General features: G+C 59.0%; 16 protein-coding genes and 5 pseudogenes. 16 read left to right on the forward strand and 5 right to left on the reverse strand.

The window, feature by feature from the left end; all coding sequences use genetic code 11:
* Positions 1-7 precede the first annotated feature (7 nt).
* The 12 genes and pseudogenes from nifN to HNQ71_RS32395 all read left to right on the forward strand — a co-directional run bounded on the left by nifN (position 8) and on the right by HNQ71_RS32395 (position 9,727).
* Entirely contained in the window at positions 8-1,390 is a 1,383-nt protein-coding gene (nifN, locus tag HNQ71_RS32340) for a nitrogenase iron-molybdenum cofactor biosynthesis protein NifN (RefSeq protein ID WP_184878152.1), read from the forward strand.
* Entirely contained in the window at positions 1,356-1,856 is a 501-nt protein-coding gene (gene nifX, locus HNQ71_RS32345) for a nitrogen fixation protein NifX (protein ID WP_184878154.1), read from the forward strand. Before nifN ends, nifX begins: the two co-directional genes overlap by 35 nt.
* Positions 1,857-1,873: 17 nt before the next feature.
* Positions 1,874-2,353: a NifX-associated nitrogen fixation protein gene (locus HNQ71_RS32350; protein ID WP_184878156.1), complete on the forward strand. Its 480-nt coding sequence runs from the start codon at positions 1,874-1,876 to the stop codon at positions 2,351-2,353.
* 50 nt (positions 2,354-2,403) lie between these two features.
* A complete protein-coding gene (locus HNQ71_RS32355) occupies positions 2,404-3,165 on the forward strand; it encodes a response regulator transcription factor (RefSeq protein ID WP_246462292.1) in 762 nt (253 codons plus the stop codon).
* 101 nt (positions 3,166-3,266) lie between these two features.
* Positions 3,267-4,154, forward strand: a complete 888-nt coding sequence (locus HNQ71_RS32360) for a universal stress protein (RefSeq protein WP_184878166.1) — start codon at positions 3,267-3,269, stop codon at positions 4,152-4,154.
* A 702-nt stretch (positions 4,155-4,856) separates the two neighbouring features.
* Entirely contained in the window at positions 4,857-5,132 is a 276-nt protein-coding gene (locus HNQ71_RS32365; RefSeq protein ID WP_184878168.1) for a FixH family protein, read from the forward strand.
* Positions 5,133-5,517: 385 nt separating this feature from the next.
* The gene (locus HNQ71_RS32370) at positions 5,518-6,678 is read left to right on the forward strand and encodes a TlpA disulfide reductase family protein (protein ID WP_184878170.1); all 1,161 of its coding nucleotides are present in this window, start codon (positions 5,518-5,520) and stop codon (positions 6,676-6,678) included.
* Between the two features lie 364 nt (positions 6,679-7,042).
* Positions 7,043-7,508, forward strand: a pseudogene (locus tag HNQ71_RS32375) (NifX-associated nitrogen fixation protein).
* A gap of 25 nt (positions 7,509-7,533) precedes the next feature.
* Positions 7,534-7,737 carry a CCE_0567 family metalloprotein gene (locus HNQ71_RS32380; RefSeq protein WP_184878172.1) on the forward strand — a complete coding sequence of 68 codons (204 nt, stop codon included), beginning with the start codon at positions 7,534-7,536 and terminating at the stop codon, positions 7,735-7,737.
* Positions 7,734-8,051: a ferredoxin III, nif-specific gene (fdxB, locus tag HNQ71_RS32385; RefSeq protein WP_184878173.1), complete on the forward strand. Its 318-nt coding sequence runs from the start codon at positions 7,734-7,736 to the stop codon at positions 8,049-8,051. Before HNQ71_RS32380 ends, fdxB begins: the two co-directional genes overlap by 4 nt.
* Positions 8,052-8,055: 4 nt before the next feature.
* Positions 8,056-8,388: an exopolysaccharide production repressor protein gene (locus HNQ71_RS32390; protein ID WP_246462294.1), complete on the forward strand. Its 333-nt coding sequence runs from the start codon at positions 8,056-8,058 to the stop codon at positions 8,386-8,388.
* A 325-nt stretch (positions 8,389-8,713) separates the two neighbouring features.
* Positions 8,714-9,727, forward strand: coding sequence for a 1-aminocyclopropane-1-carboxylate deaminase (locus tag HNQ71_RS32395; RefSeq protein WP_184878228.1), 1,014 nt, complete (start codon positions 8,714-8,716; stop codon positions 9,725-9,727).
* Between the two features lie 192 nt (positions 9,728-9,919).
* Here HNQ71_RS32395 and HNQ71_RS32400 read toward each other — a convergent pair whose 3' ends face one another.
* From HNQ71_RS32400 to gmd, 3 genes are all read right to left on the reverse strand, one after another.
* A complete protein-coding gene (locus HNQ71_RS32400) occupies positions 9,920-10,780 on the reverse strand; it encodes a methyltransferase domain-containing protein (RefSeq protein ID WP_184878177.1) in 861 nt (286 codons plus the stop codon).
* Between the two features lie 318 nt (positions 10,781-11,098).
* Positions 11,099-11,329 (reverse strand): NAD-dependent epimerase/dehydratase family protein, encoded by a 231-nt coding sequence (locus HNQ71_RS32405; RefSeq protein WP_184878231.1) that lies wholly within the window; start codon positions 11,327-11,329, stop codon positions 11,099-11,101.
* Between the two features lie 139 nt (positions 11,330-11,468).
* Positions 11,469-12,530 (reverse strand): GDP-mannose 4,6-dehydratase, encoded by a 1,062-nt coding sequence (gene gmd, locus HNQ71_RS32410; protein ID WP_184878234.1) that lies wholly within the window; start codon positions 12,528-12,530, stop codon positions 11,469-11,471.
* A 450-nt stretch (positions 12,531-12,980) separates the two neighbouring features.
* Here gmd and HNQ71_RS35215 point away from each other — a divergent pair.
* From HNQ71_RS35215 to HNQ71_RS36085, 3 genes and pseudogenes are all read left to right on the forward strand, one after another.
* A pseudogene (locus HNQ71_RS35215) lies at positions 12,981-13,246 on the forward strand (integrase core domain-containing protein); the annotation flags it as partial.
* A gap of 757 nt (positions 13,247-14,003) precedes the next feature.
* A pseudogene (ectB, locus tag HNQ71_RS32420) lies at positions 14,004-15,255 on the forward strand (diaminobutyrate--2-oxoglutarate transaminase).
* On the forward strand, positions 15,248-15,646 hold the full coding sequence (locus HNQ71_RS36085; protein WP_246462296.1) for a hypothetical protein: 399 nt from the start codon (positions 15,248-15,250) through the stop codon (positions 15,644-15,646). Before ectB ends, HNQ71_RS36085 begins: the two are co-directional and overlap by 8 nt.
* 993 nt (positions 15,647-16,639) lie before the next feature.
* Here the strand turns inward: HNQ71_RS36085 and HNQ71_RS35225 are convergent.
* A pseudogene (locus tag HNQ71_RS35225) lies at positions 16,640-17,078 on the reverse strand (IS6 family transposase); the annotation flags it as partial.
* Between the two features lie 414 nt (positions 17,079-17,492).
* Between HNQ71_RS35225 and HNQ71_RS32430 the strand changes: the two are divergent.
* Positions 17,493-18,080 (forward strand): 3-keto-5-aminohexanoate cleavage protein, encoded by a 588-nt coding sequence (locus tag HNQ71_RS32430; protein ID WP_281391484.1) that lies wholly within the window; start codon positions 17,493-17,495, stop codon positions 18,078-18,080.
* Between the two features lie 72 nt (positions 18,081-18,152).
* Here HNQ71_RS32430 and HNQ71_RS35230 read toward each other — a convergent pair.
* Positions 18,153-18,290: pseudogene (locus HNQ71_RS35230) on the reverse strand (amidohydrolase); the annotation flags it as partial.

Here is an 18,290-nt window from a genome sequence, read left to right on the forward strand (position 1 = left end):
AAATCCGATGGCCCACATCCTTTCCCAGACCAAATCAGCCGCGGTCAATCCGCTGAAGTCGTCGCAGCCGCTTGGGGCCGCCTTGGCCTTTCTTGGGGTCGACGGCGCGATGCCACTGTTCCACGGCAGCCAGGGCTGCACCAGCTTCGCCCTCGTGCTCTTCGTGCGGCATTTCAAGGAAGCGATCCCCCTGCAGACCACCGCGATGGACGAAGTAACGACGATCCTCGGCGGGGCGGACAATTTGGAAGAGGCGATCCTCAACCTCAAGGTTCGGACAAAACCAAAGCTGATCGGGGTCTGCACGACGGCGCTGGTGGAAACCCGTGGCGAAGATTCAGCAGGAGACATTGCCGACATCAGGCTGAAGCACGCGGAAGAACTCGCGGGTACGGAGCTCATTCTGGCCAACACGCCGGATTTCGACGGCGCGGTCGAAGAGGGCTGGGCCAAGGCTGTCACCGCGATGATCGAAGGCATTACACGGCCTGGCGAGCAGGTGCGGCAGTCGAAGAAGATCGCGATCCTGCCCGGCTGGAACCTCACCGTGGCTGACATCGAGCATTTGCGTGAGATGGTTGAAAGCGTCGGACTCGAGCCATTGATTCTGCCGGACGTCTCAGGCTCACTTGACGGTACTGTGCCCGACCGCTGGGTCACGACCACCTATGGCGGCATCAGCGTCGAGGATATCCGCGAACTTGGCACAGCCGAGCACTGCATCGCCATCGGCGAGCATATGCGCCGCCCCGCCGAGGTGCTGCAGAAATTGACCGGCGTGCCTTACGTGCTGTTCCAGTCGCTGACCGGATTGAAGAGCGCCGATCGGTTCGTCTCCCTGCTGTCCGCGATTTCGGGCGAGCCTGTGCCGGCAGGGGCGCGCCGCCGAAGGGCGCAATTGCAGGATGCGTTGCTCGACGGACATTTCCATTTCGGAGGCAAGAAAATTGCGATCGCTGCTGAACCAGACCAACTCTATCAACTCGCGACTTTCTTCATCGGCATGGGCTCCGAAATCGCGGCGGCCGTCGCCACGACCGATATGTCGAAAATTCTGGAAAAAGTACCGGCGCAGTCGGTTCAGATCGGCGATCTCGGCGATTTGGAAGCTCTTGCCGCCGGCGCTGATCTTCTCGTCACCCATTCCCACGGCCGCCAGGCGGCGCAGCGCCTTGGCATTCCGCTCATGCGCGTCGGCTTCCCGGTCTTCGACCGGCTCGGCAGCCAGCACAAGCTCACAATCCTCTATCAGGGCACCCGCGACCTGATCTTCGAGGTTGCCAACATCTTCCAGGCCAACCAGCACGCGCCGACGCCCGAGGCACTTGATCCATTCCGTAAGCGAGAAATGCCAGATGAGCTCCTTTCGTCGCCTGTCGCTCGTCACTGACGAGGTTCACGCACCGATGCCGGAACGACGAGCAGGCGCATTGCGCGTGGCCATCGCCACGCAAGACATGAAGGACCTCAATGCGCATTTCGGGTCGGCCACACGCTTTGCTGTGTACGACGTGACGCGCGAGGAATGGAACCTTGTGGAAGCCGTGGCCTTCGATGACGTTTCCGACGAGAGCGGGGAGCATCGGAGCGAGGGCGATGATCGCATCACGCCGAAGGTGGAGGCGCTGAAGGGCTGTCATCTTCTGTTTTGTCTGGCGATCGGCGGACCTTCGGCAGCCAAGGTTGTTTCGGCAAAAATCCATCCGATCAAGGTGGCGCAGCCCCAAAGCATCCAGGAGGTGCTGTTGCGGACGCAGATGATGCTCAGGACGTGTCCTCCCCCCTGGCTGCGCAAGGTGCTGGCGGAGGCAGGCGTCGCCGAGAAGAAACCGTCCTTCGAGGACGAGGACGACTGAAATGAGGAGAAGGCGAAATGTCAGATGCCGCGGCTAGCCCTGCTGTCGCCGAGGACGAGGCGGCCCTTGCCACCCCGTTCGTCAAATGCCTCGTGCGGCTGATCCGTGCTCAGGATTCCTACGGGTCATGGGAAGGCAAACCGGATGCCGAGCTTCTGGGCGACTTCATCATCACCAAGGAACAGCGTCGTGCGATCCCGATTATCGGCGATCCCGATCCGGACGTGCTGTGGAGGCTCGACAAGTTCTATGCCGCCGTCGGGCTTGCGATCGAAGAGCGCTGCGGCCTGATGGCATCGCCGATGATGGAGATGAGCCATGAGGGCTTTGGGCGCGTGCTGTTCACGGCCGGACGGCTGGTCGTGCTTTCGAAGACCCTGCGCGACGTCCACCGGTTCGGCTTTGAGACGTTCTGGAAACTCGCACAGGCCGGTACGAAACTGGCCGGCGATGCGATCGCAGCCATTGAAGCCTATCCCGACGTGGCGCGGGCGTGATGGAACCGAGTTTCGAACAAGGGGGGCATGTCCGGCCTTGAGGAGCTGCGATGCCAGTCCACTCAACCGACGCGGTCGAGACCGATTTGGTTCCTGGGGTAGCGCTGATGAAGCCACTCGTCCTGATCTGTTCGCAAGATGCCGAGTTCTATCTGTTCCTTAGCCACATCCTGGAGGTCGACGGTTTCACCAGTGAGCCGGCAGGCGGCGCCAAGGAAGCGCTTGCATTGGCCGACGAACGGGACTTCCAGGCCGTGGTGCTGGACTGCGGGCCAGCGAGCATAACCGGGTCCGCAATCTGCGCCCGGCTCAAGCGGGAGCCCCGGACCGGCGGCCTGCCCATTATTGCCCTGATCGCGCCCGGCGCCGAGAACCAGCACCTCGATCTCCTGAAGGCAGGCATTGACGAAAGCTTTGTCCGGCCGATCGCCCCGGCCAAGCTGCTCGATTGTCTACGGGCGAGGCTAGCGCTGACGAAGCGGGGTTCGAACGGGGTTGAAAACGGCGGCTGGCTCTCGTGTGGCGACCTTGAGATGAGGCTCGACGCCCACCGGGTTCGTGGCAATGGCCACGACATCCATCTCGGGCCGATCGAGTTCAACCTGCTGCGGCTGCTGCTTGAGACTCCAGGCAAGGTCTTCACCCGGGACGCGCTGATCGGCGCGGCCTGGCCGGCCAACATCCACGTCGGTGTACGCACCGTCGATGTCCATATGAGCCGGCTCAGAAAGGCGCTGAAGGCGGCCTCGCCCTCCACCGTCATCCGGACCACCAGGTCTGCCGGCTACTCGCTCGAGAGGCCGGACGGCTGAATCGGTACCGGGTGTGGTGCCACTCGCATCTCCATCGCGTTGAGAGCCGGTCTTGCGGCTTTGAAACGCACCTAAACGAATACTCAGGAAGAAGCAGGCAAATGGGTTTTAAAAGCGTACTGTGTGTGACGGGGGCTGACCATTCCGATCGGGACGTCAGAATAGCTGCCGGCTTGTGTGCCGAAGTCGGCGCGCACCTTTCCGTACTGATTATGTCGCCTCCGCCGCTCGTCATGTCGCCTCCGCCGCTCGCCGATGGCATCCTCGAGTGGCCTGTACAACGCGCACAGGCCATCGCCAGATTGGACAAACGGTTTCGGCAAACCGAGAGATTTTCACAGGACATGGCCAGACTGGAAAAACGGTACAGCGAAATCCAGAAACTGCTGAGAGCGATGTCGCTATGCCATGACGTCGATACCGACTATTGCGACCCGGCCAGCGTCGGTGACGTGGTGCGACAGCGGGCGCTCTACGCCGACCTGACTATCGTCGGCCCCGCACTTCTCAACGACGATGGTCTCGGACCTCCTGTTGTCAACGGCAGCTTGTTCGATACGGGAAAGCCGGTGCTTGTCGTGCCCAAGGGCGCTGAGGCGACCCTGTCGCCACGGCGCGTGCTGGTCGGCTGGGATTCGCGAGCCGAGGCGTCGCGTGCGGTTCGGGAGGCCCTGGATGTCCTATCCGGTGCCGAGGAAGTTTGTGTCGCCCTGGTCGATCCGAAGGCGAACTACAACGGGAACAGCGCGGAGCCGGGAGCCGACATCGCTGCCTATCTCACTCGCCACGGTGCCCGGGTGTCGGTTGACAGGCTGCTGAGCGCCGGCAAACCGGTGGCAACGGTGCTGGCGCAGCACGCAATCGACACGTCCGCCGATATGATCGTCATGGGCGCTTATGGCAGCCGGCGGCTGCGCGAGCGGCTCTTCGGCGGCGTCACGAGATGGATAGTTGGGAAGCTGCCATTGCCGTTGTTTTTGGCTCGCTGACTGGCTCCGGGTAGCATCGATGCTGTTGGAAGCTCGACTCCCCTGGGTCGCCGATCCTGATGCCAATTCGGAGAAAGGTCGCGGCAAACGCGGGAAATTTCGCGAAGCTCCTCGCAGCCAATCTGAAAGCGCCGTCCCCGAAACCATCCCGGACGTCGCTAGAGCGCTCTCGGCGGTTCTGCTCGCCCGAGATGACCCGTAAAACGGCGACCACCGGCCGCGCAGAGGTAGAGGCGCTCCTCAATAGAGAGCCAAACCACGGCTTCGCAGGTCGGCGTCAGGAGAGAAGGAGAGCCATTTCAGCGCGGCAGGCCGAGTTCGGAGCCGTAGCGGCATCGCATGCGCGCTATCGCGATCTCCTTCACTATTGGCTGGGAGCTGAACGAAGCAAAGACCGTGCCGTGGCCCAGGCCCTCAACTTCAAGTCGAGACGGTTGTGCTCTTGGCCGTAGTCGGCGGGAATCGATGGCATCAATCACGTTATCATCGCCTGGGACGGTAGCCAGTAGCGGCGAGGGCGGCCGCATCTTCAGCGTTTTCAGTCGGTCCGGCCCGACCCGCATGGCGACCGGGCGGTCTTTGGGCTCAGTCAATTCCGACAACGCTCACATTCGCACCATGGGGTCCCTTTTGCGCCTGTGCACAGGGCACACAGAAGATAACGATACAAGCAGGAATCCCGGAGAGTTCGCCGGCCGGCACATGCCGGCACTCATCCTGGCCTTTTTCGCCACAATCATCGTCAATCTTACAATGGCGGTATTCGCGAGCCGCAGCTGGCCCGGCTTCGTCGAAGAACTCCTATGCGGCCAGCTAGGAATCCAATCGCAGGCGGAAGAGGGCAGGGCACAGGCGGCGCTTGGATGGAGCGGGCCTCGCAATCGCAAATGTCGAGATCCGCTACAGCCTGACAACCGGAACGGCAAGAAGCTCAAGCCAGGTGGTGTGAGGCGGACGATGATAAGAGCATGGCGTTAGCCCGCGCAGTCATGATGTCCATCTACTCATCTCTCAACCCGAATATATGTTGCGTCGTCCGTGGCCACGCTTTTTCTGGCGGAGCGAAGCGCGTGATGCGTGTCCAAAACCTGACAGCGGCAGAAAACATGTCGGGTTCAATACAACCGGCCATCTTAGCCACCTGGAGGTTTTTCAAAGCGCAATCATGGGCTTATTGCGCGCTGAGCGCGCTGGCACGGCCTTTGCAAATTGAGATGCGGCAACACTGAGTGAAGGCTGACTGCATGCAGACGAGCAAGACGAGCGATACTCTCCTTTCCTTGAACCTTCTGCCCCGTCTCTAAGGGGGAAACAGGCTCGCGCATAAAGCGCGCAACCTTTGGCAATAGCTTTGGAGAGCAACATGGTATTGCAGATGGAGTCCCCGGCTCCTTTGATCAAAGTGGAGGACTGGCTGCGTGGCGAGCCCCTCACGAACTTCCAGCCCGACAAAGTGTACATCGTCGAATTTTGGGCAACTTGGTGCGGACCATGTGTGGCGGCGATGCCCCATCTGATGCAGCTGCAGGAGAAATACAAGGACAGCGGACTTGAGGTCGTCGGAGTCGCGGCTGATGAGGAACACGCTCCAACGGCCGTTGAGGCCCGAACCAAGTTGGACGCGTGGTTGACCGAAAAGTGCTCGAACCTGAACTATCGGATCGCGTTCGACTACACAGGAGAAATGAACAAGCTTTGGAGGGAACCCAGCTTGTCTGTCGGGATTCCGGCCTCGTTCGTGGTCGACCGAGACGGCCACATCGCCTTTATCGGTCATCCGATGCAACTCGATGAGGTTTTGCCGAAAGTGCTTAACGGCAGCTGGCGCACCAGCGATGAAGCGAAAGCCGCCGATAAGGAACGGATTGCCAGTCACCAACGCACAGCGCGCGAACAATCGCTGACCAAGCCGATATACGCCAAACTTCGGCCGGCGATGGAGGCCAGGGATTGGACGGCGGCACTCGCGGCCATCGAAGAAGGCCTCGCCTTGATGCCAGACAATATCGAGTTCCGGCGCACTCATGCGAATCTACTGCTTCACAAGCTGCGCGACATGCGGGCCGGCTTGCCACTCATGCGCCAATTGGTCGAGGACGCGATCGACAAAAAATTCGAGGCCGTGTCTTGGATGGTCATGGCCCTGAACCAACTCTTCGATCCCGCGATGGAGAACTCCCATCTCCCCCGTGCTGAGCGCTTTGCGATGGGCGACAAGCTCTCGGAACAGATCCTGACACTGAATCCTCCACAAGGCGACGGCCCCCTTAAATTCCGTTGGTACCTCCCGGTCGCTCAGTATTATTACGAGAGCGGCAACAAGGATCGCGCGATCGAGTTGATCGAGGTGGCATTGAAATCTCTGGGTGATCCGGAGACAATGCCGGACCACATCAAACAGCACTACCTTAGCCCATTGCTCCAAGCCCTGGCCAATTACACGGGTGAGAACGCCTGCTACGCGGATCTTTGTGTGGTTCCACAAAACAAGGCTCCTGAAAATCAAACCGCAGTCGCCTCATGAGCAAAGATCGCAAGGGGATGACAATTGGAATTGAACCCTGGCCAATTCGCCCATTGTCTGCGGCGAGCCCGCAGTAAGTATGTCCATTGCAGCACAGGGCGCATCGCTTGCCGCAAGTTGGAGGTTCAAATCTTGTAATGACCTCCGGCCGCATCGCGGGAGACGGGATGCTCGACGCGAATTCTGGCCGCGATGGAAGACCCCGCAGTCGAGGACCTCTTCAAGATCGGCTAGCGGGACAGCAATTGCGTGGATTCGGCCGCCCGGAGCCGGACGTCGGCTGCGCAAGTGTGCTCGAAGCAGGCGTCCCCGAAAACAGAAATCGTCCATCGAGGACGAGGACTGAAATTGAGGAGAAGGCGAAATGTCTGATGCCCCGGTTGGCCCTGCCATGAACGAGGACAAGGCGGCCCTTGCCAACCCGTTCGTCAAATGCCTCCTGCGGCTGATCCGTGCTCAAGACTCCTACGGCTCATGGGAAGGCAGAGCGGACACCGAGCTGCTGGCCGACTTCATCATCACCAAGGAACAGCGCCGTGCCATCCCCATCATCGCCGATCCTGCTCCGGATGTGCTGTGGAGGCTGGACATGTTTTACACCGCCGTCAGGCTTGCGATCGAGGAGGGCTCCGGCCTGATCACATCGCCAATGATGGAGATGAAACCGATGGGGGCTTCGAGCGCCTGGTTTTCACGGTCGGGCGGTTGGGTCGTTCTGTCGAGACGTCCACCGGTTCGGCTTCGAGACTTTCCGGAAACTCGCGGAGGCCGGTACGAAACTGGTCGACGATGCGACTGCAGCTATTGCCTATCCCGAGGCGCGGGCGTGAAGAAACCGATTTCGAGGAAGGATTTATGTCAAACCTAGACGAGATGGGAAAGAAGGTCCGAAAGCTTCAGCTGCGCGCGGCGGTTGCCAAGATGAAATTGCGCGACCTTGCAGAGGATCTCCCGGTCCAATGGACTGAGATAGAGGAAGTTGCCGAGAAAGCGTACGCCGCTTTTGCCGAGTTGGATGGTGCCAGGAGAGAGCTCGCTGCAATGAAGAATTTACGATGAGGAGCACATTCACCACCCGCGACGGCTCCATATGGATGCCGGAATATCTGACCGTTATAGATGGCAAGACTTGTATCGGCTGCGGTCGCTGTTTCAAGGTCTGCTCGCGCGAGGTCATGCACCTTCACGGCGTCGACGACGCGGGTGAAATCCTCGGCGCCTGCGACGGCGAAGACGACGATTTCGACGGCGAGCTCAATCGCATGATCATGGTTGTCGATCATGCCGGCCGCTGCATTGGCTGTGGAGCCTGCGCCCGCGTCTGCCCGAAGAACTGCCAGACCCATGGTGCGGCCGACCAGGTCGCAGCATGACTTGATGGGACAAACCAGGAGAACGGCGTTGCCCTTTAGAATCTTTCATCGCGTCCTGTGGTTGGTCCTGTGCAGCAACGCTCTGACTGTCTACTTCGCCTTGCATTCCATCCGTCTAGTGGTCGTCACGACGCTGGCGTGTTCGCTGCTCCTTCAGTTGGCCTACTTCGCAAGCGTGCTCTTTCTGGTCTGGCGGTCTGGCTGCGCTAGCAGAGCTGGCGAAAGGACTGAGCATTTCGGTAGTTGCAAGGAAGTTCGATCCCAGCCGGCAGACCATGATGAGGTGAGGACTGATTCTTCAGATGTGCCTCAGCTTGGCCCGGCATTTCCCTGCTGAGGCGTCGTGATCCATGGGAGATCTACGCCACTTTGGATCAACCAGGGACATCGAGCTGACCGTCCAAGCGTAGGTGTGCTTGAAACGGGCAGAGGTGACCGCATCCTGGCCCGTCTAGCGTGAATCCAGCTGTTTGGGTTCGGTTGGCACAAAATAGCCGTCGCAGCACGCCATCATGCGGGTGGCTTTGTCTCGATCACGACGCGGCGCTGGAAAGAAAAATGGGAGCCTTCTGCAACGTCCGACGACGCAGCTGGCTCCAAATCAAAAGCCCATGGGCGAGGGCGGAGCTGGTTCAGCTCAATCACGTGTTGCTGGAGAGAACATGCTGGAAAAATTCGATCGCTATCCGCTCACCTTTGGACCCACGCCCATCGAGAAGCTCGACCGCCTCGGCAAGCATCTCGGGGGAAAGGTGGAAATCTACGCCAAACGCGAGGACTGCAATTCCGGTCTCGCTTTCGGCGGAAACAAGCTGCGCAAGCTCGAATACATCATTCCCGACGCGATCGCGTCAGATGCCGATACGCTCGTCACCATCGGGGGCGTGCAGTCCAACCACACCCGGATGGTCGCCGCGGTCGCCGCCAAGATCGGCATGAAATGTCTCCTGGTTCAGGAGAGCTGGGTACCACATGAGGATGCCGTCTACGACCGGGTCGGCAACATTCTCTTGAGCCGCATCATGGGAGCAGAGGTGCATCTGGTCGACGAGGGTTTTGACATCGGTATCCGCCGCAGTTGGGAAAAGGCGCTTTACGAGGTCAAGGCAAGGGGCGGCAGGCCCTATGCGATACCTGCCGGGGCGTCTGTTCACCCGAATGGAGGCCTCGGCTATGTGGGGTTCGCGGAGGAAGTGCGGGCTCAGGAGAAACAGCTTGGGTTTGCCTTCGACTACATCGTCGTTTGCACGGTCACAGGTTCAACGCATGCCGGGATGCTCGTCGGGTTCGCCGAGGACGGTCGACAGCGCAACGTGATCGGTATCGATGCCTCTGCCACGCCCGCCAAAACCAAGGCGCAGGTGCTTAGCATTGCCCAACATACAGCGACGCTCGTCGAGCTCGAAACGGAAGTTGTCGACGATGACGTGGTGTTGCTCGATGACTACGCGTACCCGCGATATGGCATTCCATCCGAGGAAACCAAGGAGGCGATCCGCCTGTGCGCGCGGCTTGAGGGTATGATTACCGATCCCGTCTACGAGGGCAAATCGATGCAAGGGATGATCGACCTCGTCCAGAAAGGCTTCTTTCCGGAGGGGTCGAGGGTCCTCTACGCGCATCTCGGCGGCGCGCCGGCGATCAACGGTTATGGCTATACCTTCCGCAACGGCTGACGCTCGACAGTTTCGATTACGCCGTCCTGCCGTACGGCGATGAGCTGAAAGTTCGTTCGAGGCCGCTTAGCCGGCTCTCTGGCCCAGAGGATGCCAGCATTCTGAGGCCGCCGCGCGGCCGTCCCGTGCGTGCGGAGGCAGCTCGCCACTCGGGCTGGGGCTCATTGCGGAAAATCTATCAGCTATGGTCCCTCAGCTTATGGCCGCGCTCTTGGACGGTCGGAACTGAGCGCCCACAGGCTTTCGGCCCCAAGCCTGGAAGATGCGCGGGCAAGACATTGTGGTATCAGGCCGCGCAGCAAAGGCGTCGAGTTCGGCTGTGACACGACCGACCTCGTCGCTGGTGGCGATACCCGATGACGTCAGTGCGTTAGCGATTGCCGAGAAAGTAAGCATCGGAACCTGCTTGACGTCCCCTTGTCGGCCGTATGGCTGCGTCAGTGCTGAGTCGACATCCGCGAACCCGACGCCTTCAAGGAGGCGGACAAGCCTGCGCCCGATGAAAGGATCGGCGCCGCGCCGACGGGCCGCTTCGACATAGAGCTCGACGTAGCGGTCGAAGGCCGGGCAGGGTGGATCGCAGAACTGACTGCCGTAGTCGATGTCCTCAGTAACGATCGCGCCGCCTGGCAGGAGCGCCTCCCATGCCCGTTCGAGGAGTCGTTCAGGATCGGCGAGATGCGTGAGCACGAAGCGGACATGAACCAGCGTGGCTCCGTCCGCCGGCCAGGGATGGAGTATGTTCGCGTTGTGAAATTCTATATTGCCGATGCCGCGCGCGGCGGCTTCTTCGCGCGCCAGCACAAGCTTGCTTTCGTCGAAGTCAATGCCGACGACGCGGCCATTAGCCCCGACCCGCTGCGCCAACTCGAAGCTTACATCGCCGCCCGCGCAGCCGGCGTCGATCACGGTGGAATCCGAAAGCGGCTCGAAGCGATCAAGCACCGATTGCGTTGAAGGCGCCAGCACGCGCGAAATGACGGCAAGGCGCGCCCGGCCCTCTTTACCCCCTTTGATGATGTAGGAGTCGGAGTCCCTTACTGCCATCGCCATAGCGGCCTTCCTTGATGATGTTTGACGGTGCCTGTCGGACACCCAAGGATATTAATAGAAGCGTTTGCGGAGTATCAGAAACCGAGAGATCAAGACACCGCGGCGATTGGTTCGGTACGGGTCGACTCGCCTTCACCGACCGAAAGTACCATCTGGATCGTGGCGAGCAAGCTTTCTAAGAAGGGGCAAAGCCGCGCACCTTCGTCGATGGACAGTTGCCCAGTTCGGGTAGATTTCCGAATGCAGCGAACCTTCGATTCGGGAAACCGCTTGCTGGCAGGTCAGGCAACGTCCCTTTAGAGCGCTTTCCTTGATCGGCTATGCCGCAAATTTGGGGTAAATGCAGGACGAGCCTAGCAGCGCGAACTTCTCGACGCCCGCCTCGAATGTGGCCGCGATCGTCGAGAGCTCGATCGTGAGATTGTTCTGGAGGAAGCTGACCGGACGTTCGTTGTTGGCCAGGATTTCCCCCACTCTGGCGGCAGTCATGAAAACCAGGTCAGTACGTTGTGCCCGGACCCAGGCGGTCGTCGCTGCGCGATCGGTCAGGTCGAGATCACGACTGCCACCGTGAGGATCTTTACCTTAGGCAAGCCGGACAGCCGGCGCACCAGTGCGGATCCAACCATACCGCTATAGCCGGCGACCAGATGCGTTTGCCCACCAGCGAAATCATTATCTTTTCACGCTAATCGAGCGTGATTCCGGAGGCACGGCAATCGGCCTCGACCATTTCCGAGACGAGCTCATCGAAGGTGGTCTTTGGCTCCCAACCGAGCTTGGTGGCGGCCTTGGAGGCGTCGCCGATCAGTAGGTCAACCTCGGTCGGACGGAAATAACGCTTGTCTATCCGGATCAGCGCCTGGTTACTCCGGCGTTCGCGGCCCACTTCGTCAACGCCTTCGCCTTCCCAGACGATCTCCTTCCCGACCCGCCTGAAGGCAGCCTCGACAAAGCTGCGGACCGAATGCGTCTCGCCGGTCGCGAGCACAAAATCGTCAGGCTCATGGTGCTGCAGGATGCGCCACATGCCTTCGACATAGTCGCGCGCCGAGCCCCAGTCGCGCTTTGCCTCCAGGTTTCCGAGATAGAGGCAGTCCTGTTTGCCGGCCATAATCGCAGCCACTGCACGGGTCACCTTGCGCGTGATGAAAGTTTCGCCGCGCGTCGGCCCTTCGTGATTGAACAGTATCCCGTTACTGGCATAGAGCCCGTATGCCTCACGGTAGTTCACGGTGATCCAGTAGGCGTAGAGCTTCGCCACCGCATAGGGCGAGCGTGGATAAAACGGGGTAGTCTCCTTCTGCGGGGCATCCTGGACTAAACCGTAGAGTTCGGATGTGGAGGCCTGGTAAAACCGCGTTTTTTCCCCGAGGCGAAGAATGCGGATCGCTTCCAGCAGCCGCAGCGTGCCGAGAGCGTCGGCATTGGCCGTATATTCGGGGGTCTCGAATGAGACTTGCACATGGCTTTGAGCAGCCAGATTGTAGATTTCGTCGGGCTGCGTTTCCTGCAGGAGACGGATCAAGTTTGTCGCATCCGTCATGTCCCCGTAATGCAGGACCATGTCGGGATGGTCCTCATGCGGGTCCTGATAGAGATGGTCGATACGCTGGGTATTCCCGATCAGCGAGGCCCGCCGCTTCAGGCCATGCACCATGTAGCCCTTCGAAAGCAGCAGTTCGGCAAGCAGCGCCCCGTCCTGGCCGGTGATGCCTGTTATGAATGCCGTACGCCGGGGTGAACTCATCTCTGACATTTCCGTAATGAAGGGGGTGAATGAAGCGTTTTGACAGGAATGGTCAGCGGGACGTGCGAATGACTTGCAGTGCGAAAAAGCGCGATGCAATCATCCCTGCGTGCACCGTCTGAGCGGCACCTGTGCCCTTGAGACACGTCAAGAAAGCGAGCGGATTATCGAGTGGTGTCCGTTGGCATCCGAACTAGAAGGACTTCGCTCCATTTTCCGCATAACTGGAGAGACTTCCGATTGGCGTCGCCTCCCGAGCGACGTTTTTTCATCTCCGCTACTCTTCGTAAAATCGATTGTTTTGATGGAGCGCATCCACACGATGGATAATGCAGAAGGAGGTTTCAGAGCTTCGAATTGCCAAATAACGCAGCGATCCGCGCGGCGCGGATGGCAACAGCCGTTTCCTTCCTTCAGACCGATAAGCACTGCATCGGCCGACACGCCCAATTCGCTGACCGCCTGCGCGACGAACTGTTGAACGAGACGCTGTTCACCTCGCTCGCACAGACCCGCGCCTCCCTGGCCCTGTGGCGCCGACTACAACATGAGCGGCCTCATTCGCAGATCGGACGGCAGACGCCGAACGAGCACAGACCTCAATCCGCGACGGTCGCTCGCGCTGCGCAATGCGAAAGGCTCCGCGCCAGCGCCCGTCGCTTCCACCGCCCATCAGGGCAAATCCCAACGCCGGAAACGAACTCAAAGCTGGATAGAAACTGGGGGGAACGTCAGCATCCTAGCGTGATCTTGGTAGAACAATCCCTAATCACCCCGCCGGCAGGCATGAATCTCTGCCCTAAAGGGAGTGCGAACGAGAGCGAAGGGGGATATGCCGACTGCCAATGTTTTTGTTGGCGCCCGCCATTCGTCGTTCTCACGCTCCTGCGGTGATTGGTCAATGTGCCTTGTAGATTCTAGCCGCCTAAGATCGCGATAGGGGCTCGCTTGCCAAGGCCGTTGTAAAGGTCTGCTGTATGCGCACGGTGGGTGCGCTCCACGGCATGGAAATGCTTGCTGCATGGCGGAAGCGCCTGTCACACATAAGGCGCCGCTGCTGGCTCCAAGCTTATGATTTGATTGATCGGCAGGCGCTTTCGTGGGCCACAAGCAGGTGCGTCAACTACCAGATGCCGTAGTATCGACGACTGCCCGAAAACTCTAGAACGGAATTCGTTACAACGCATTGACCGAGAGATATCGGCATGCAGGGCAATGTGACGACGATGGAGGTTTCGAAGTGCGTCTGTGCAGTTGAGCTGCCGCGCAAGTCCGGTCTCCGTTGTATGGCGAAGCTTCTGAGGAGCATGTCGGCGTGGCCAGCAGATTCTTCTGAAAGTCACCGCTGTATCCAAACTTTTCGCCCGGACTGTTCCTGTCTTCTTTGTGAAACTGAAGAACAACCGCCAACCTACTATACACGTTTAACCGCTCTCTCGATGAACGCGATGCCCACGTGCAAAGGACCCCACAATGAATACCGACGCTTTCACGGCACACGAGTCCAACGTTCGCCGCTATGGCCGGTCATTTCCGACAGTCTTTACGAAAGCCCTTGGGGCGACAATCTGGGACGAGACCGGCAACCCATATATCGATTTCCTTGTAGGGTCCGGCGCACTCAACTACGGACATAACAACCCGAATATTATTGCACCAGCAATCGAATATCTCGTTGGCGAGAACATTCTTCTATCGCTTGATATGTATACAGCGGCAAAACGTGAGTTCATTGAGGTTTTTGTCGAGTCGATTCTGAAACCCAGGGACCTTTCATACAAGATACAGTTTCCTGGGCCGACCGGTACAAACGCTAACGAAGCAGCGCTGGCGCTGGCGCGAAAATATACCGGCCGCTCGAGCGTCATGGCCTTCACAAATGCGTTCCACGGCATGTCACTCGGCTCGCTGGCGGTGTCGGGTTCCGCGTCAACCAGGGAGCTGGGCGGCGTTGCTCGTCACGATGTGATCCGTGTCCCTTACGACAGCTATCCGAACCAAATTTTCGATACCGCGAGTTACATCGACTGCGTGTTGGGCGACCCAGGGAGCGGCATCGAAAAGCCCGCCGCAATCATCCTGGAGACCATCCAGGCAGAAGGCGGCATGAACGCCGCATCCGCAGCTTGGCTCATAGAAATTCAGCGCAGCACGGCGTGGTTTTGATCGTCGACGACATTCAGGCAGGTTAGGTGCGGGCCGAACGGGCGATTTCTTCTCCTTCGAGTTCGCGAAAATCGAACCGGACATCGTGTGCCTTTCCAAGTCCCTGAGCGGTTCAGGTAGTCCATTCTCCATTGTTCTTATTCGCCCCGACATGGACATATGGAATCCCGGAGAACATAGCGGGACCTTCAGAGGCAACAATTTCGCCTTCGTGACGGCAGGGGCCATGTGCAAAATGTGGTCGGACGGGCGGTTTACTGCAGGCGTCGAGCGGACAGCCCTCAAGTTGCAAACGCACCTTGACCGCCTCATTGCGAAATTTCCCAAGTTCATTGAACAAAAGCGCGGCCGCGGTCTGATGGCGGGCCTCAAGTGCCGTTCGCAGGCCGTTGTCGGTCGTGTGCACGATGTCGCGTTCGAAAATGGCCTGCTGATCGAATCTTCAGGGCCAAATCGCGACGTCATCAAAGTCCTGCCGCCGATAACCATCACCGATGTCGAACTCGATCATGGCATCGCCATCCTTGATCACGCACTACAGGAGCAAGCCAATGACTAACCAACTATCTCAACCGCCAGCCATCTCGCCTCTTGCCATCAGAGAACGAACCGGCTCGATCAGCACTGCGGAGATCATCTCAGTGCTGAAAGGTGAGATCACCGGTCTGCACATCAAGCAGGCCTTCAGCACCGAAATAGCCGACGAGATCACTGCGAACTTCAGTGGCAGTCCCGGTCTCAAGGAGCGTAAAGATGGGGTGCCCGGACAATATGTCGGCGCATCCCATTACAGGAAGGATGCAGCCACCTATTTCGCAGAGGCGGAAACTGCGCGACCGTACGTCGACGCCCTTTTTGAGAATTTGGTTGATCCGGTCCGAGCATTATTCGACGCGTTGAAGCGCGAGCTTCACAAACAGGGCATTGAATTGCGGCTGGCCCGTTCGTAACACGGTCAGGCTAATATTTGTCGCGCTCTCAGTTGGTCTGGCAGCGGCACATTTTCCTTGGACCCCCACGACGATGTCGCTCAACTCGTATGTCCTGGGAACGATTACGAGCTTTCTGCGGTGGCGCACAACACCGTCGCAGCGCTCAACTTCTATCCCAGCATGGCCGAGGAAGGTGGCAATCTGCGGCTCTGGAGCCATAAGCCGACAGTCGCGGATCGAAAGTCGCAGGGTGTGGAGACCACGGGTTATCCCTAACCCGCTGCCATTCACCAGGATAATTCAGGATGCCTGCCGTATCGCGTCGGACCGCCTTTTGGTTGGGTGTAAGAGAGCGATAGGCGACCCACGGACAATCAAAATTCAGGGCGAAAACAGATAACAGGTCGAATAACTGCTTGGATTGGGCATTATCATTGGCCTGGTCGAGAAATCGGCCGAACTCGACCTTCGACGGGACCAAAGAAAACTGGTCGGACACCCTGGTTGCCAGCCCTCGAAGTTGAGAGCCCGCGGTCATTGGCCGGCGCTCCATAGTCTCTGCTCCCCAGCCATTTGCGCTGGATGTTGTCATTGGTTGACAAAGCTGCCGGCTGTAAGGCTGCGGCTCTGCCCGCCGTCCTCGGCCAGCATCGCCAAAGCTGTATCACGTTCCTGAGGCGCGGAAGGTTATTATCGAGTTAAACGTAGGTTAAGAAAGCTTATCGGAAAGTATAATCTCGGTAATAAATGTTCGAATATCATGTCCGATGTCCACACGTGTTCTGCACACTGCGCCAGTTGACCGGCGTGCCGCCGTCCTGCTCCAAAAAGAAAGTCACGGCAAATTTTTGCCAAGCTTGGGAGTGATGAAGTGGACAGCCTCCGCTCCAGGCATCGAAGTGCCATGGCGTGGCTGTCAAAAGTCACCTAGGGAGAGCCGTCCATGGAAGAGATTGCCACAATCGGTTTTGATATCGCCAAGTAGAAGGACTTGAGTCCCGTCTATCTTCCAATCTCCGGGGGCTTCAGCCGATGCCGGGAGCGATCCTGCAGGCGAGTCGTGGTCTCGCAGGAGATAAGCGCCTCCTGGTTGGTCTGACTGCCATTGATGACCACGCGATCGGCCGGCATGACAGTTCGGCGCTCTGCTAACAAAGCAGCTTCGCTGCAGGCAGATCGCGGTGCTCAGCGAACTGTCAATGACGCGCGTTAGAATACATCCGCAGAGCGTGAACCTGAGATGGATTTCGTCAATATGCCATCTGCCGGTGATGCCACGCTTGCGGCGGATTGAAGCGTTCCGGCAACAGAGGCGAGAAGCGAACAGTCCAGCGGTAGATCGACCGCAATGCCGCGCTCGGCCATCATCTCTTGGCAGATCACGCAGGCCGAGATTGCAGGCCAGGTACCAGCGCACGCAAAGCGGGTTAAACTGGCGTCCCGGTGACATCGCAACCCTCCGAAATTCCTTAAGACGCTCCGTGCACATGCCCGATAACCAAAACATTGCAACAGAACCTTCAAAAAAATTCACAGAATCTTTGCGCCCGCAGATCGCTGACACCGGTACCTTCACTGCAAAGTCTGAGCAGGCAAGGATGATGCTGAAGCCATGTCTCAGCCTCAAGATTATGTGCATGCGGGGCCACTTCGCCTATTATGGCGTCGGGGGAAATGCTCGGCGATTGCGATGGCTCGCCCACTAGGTCGTGAGGATATGGCGGAAATGGCTATCTCGGCTAGATCGTCAAAGCGTGTTCCGATGGACCCGCCTTAACGAAATCCTGAAACGCCATCCGCTGCCGCCAGCCAGGATTCTTCATTCGTTTGCCACCGTGAGCGAAACTCTACCATGAGGAACCGGATGCGGGAAAACTGCACGTCCGGGTCTGTGAGGGGTGGGGGCAGTAACGCCCCCACCTACTCGGCAATCGAGGCGCCGGACGCGGCAAGCCGGCGCCTGGGGGCGACCATGGGCTCGAACGAACGGGTTGGGATGGAAGACAACCTCTACCTTGAGAAAGGGAAGCTCGCCCGGTCCAATGCGGAACAGGTGGCGCGGATGCGGGAAATCCCGACCCTCTTGACCTTTGATATCGCAACACCGGCCGAGACCAGGAGATGCTCGGTCTCAAAGGGTGGGAGCATGCCGATGGTTGAGACGCGACAGGTGGTAGAGCGCGTGACGGTCAGGAGGGCAATTGAAGTCCCCGAGGCGCCATACACGGCCGAGACTTCCAAGAGCCACAGCCAATTCCTGCGGCGGGCGGCACCCATTCACCCTGTTTTACGATCGGCCGACGGCAATCGCGTCAGCGAACGATCAATTTTTCCCAGAGCGCAGCGGAGGACTGTCATGCGTTCCTCGCCACGTTCGGAAAGTTTTCGGAGCGCTAAAGCGACGTTCAATCCGGTGAAAATCGGACTTTGCGCGCATATCCGTAAGATTTAACTGAGGCAATATGTGGGAGTTCCTCCGGCCATTTTTCTGTTTCAATTTGTGTTAGGCCAGCTCGTTTGCGGCCTAGTTCCGTTCTCTGGTCACCAGATCAACCCATAGCGCGATGCCGATTGGCAGGGCGTTGTCGTTGAAGTCGTATTCGGGATGATGAAGGGCGGCGGTCATGCCGTTGCCCATGAAGATGAAGGCGCCGGGGCACGC

The sequence above is a fragment of the Mesorhizobium sangaii genome (genome assembly GCF_014207355.1).
GTDB lineage: Bacteria > Pseudomonadota > Alphaproteobacteria > Rhizobiales > Rhizobiaceae > Mesorhizobium > Mesorhizobium sangaii.

What these genes read in the sequence shown, in the direction of transcription:
- nifN (WP_184878152.1), top strand. Translation starts at nt 8, where the DNA reads ATGGCCCACATCCTTTCCCAGACCAAATCAGCCGCGGTCAATCCGCTG.
- nifX (WP_184878154.1), top strand. Translation starts at nt 1,356, where the DNA reads ATGAGCTCCTTTCGTCGCCTGTCGCTCGTCACTGACGAGGTTCACGCA.
- HNQ71_RS32350 (WP_184878156.1), top strand. Translation starts at nt 1,874, where the DNA reads ATGTCAGATGCCGCGGCTAGCCCTGCTGTCGCCGAGGACGAGGCGGCC.
- HNQ71_RS32355 (WP_246462292.1), top strand. Translation starts at nt 2,404, where the DNA reads ATGCCAGTCCACTCAACCGACGCGGTCGAGACCGATTTGGTTCCTGGG.
- HNQ71_RS32360 (WP_184878166.1), top strand. Translation starts at nt 3,267, where the DNA reads ATGGGTTTTAAAAGCGTACTGTGTGTGACGGGGGCTGACCATTCCGAT.
- HNQ71_RS32365 (WP_184878168.1), top strand. Translation starts at nt 4,857, where the DNA reads ATGCCGGCACTCATCCTGGCCTTTTTCGCCACAATCATCGTCAATCTT.
- HNQ71_RS32370 (WP_184878170.1), top strand. Translation starts at nt 5,518, where the DNA reads ATGGTATTGCAGATGGAGTCCCCGGCTCCTTTGATCAAAGTGGAGGAC.
- HNQ71_RS32380 (WP_184878172.1), top strand. Translation starts at nt 7,534, where the DNA reads ATGTCAAACCTAGACGAGATGGGAAAGAAGGTCCGAAAGCTTCAGCTG.
- fdxB (WP_184878173.1), top strand. Translation starts at nt 7,734, where the DNA reads ATGAGGAGCACATTCACCACCCGCGACGGCTCCATATGGATGCCGGAA.
- HNQ71_RS32390 (WP_246462294.1), top strand. Translation starts at nt 8,056, where the DNA reads ATGGGACAAACCAGGAGAACGGCGTTGCCCTTTAGAATCTTTCATCGC.
- HNQ71_RS32395 (WP_184878228.1), top strand. Translation starts at nt 8,714, where the DNA reads ATGCTGGAAAAATTCGATCGCTATCCGCTCACCTTTGGACCCACGCCC.
- HNQ71_RS32400 (WP_184878177.1), bottom strand. Translation starts at nt 10,780, where the DNA reads ATGGCGATGGCAGTAAGGGACTCCGACTCCTACATCATCAAAGGGGGT.
- gmd (WP_184878234.1), bottom strand. Translation starts at nt 12,530, where the DNA reads ATGAGTTCACCCCGGCGTACGGCATTCATAACAGGCATCACCGGCCAG.
- HNQ71_RS36085 (WP_246462296.1), top strand. Translation starts at nt 15,248, where the DNA reads ATGACTAACCAACTATCTCAACCGCCAGCCATCTCGCCTCTTGCCATC.
- HNQ71_RS32430 (WP_281391484.1), top strand. Translation starts at nt 17,493, where the DNA reads ATGCGGGAAAACTGCACGTCCGGGTCTGTGAGGGGTGGGGGCAGTAAC.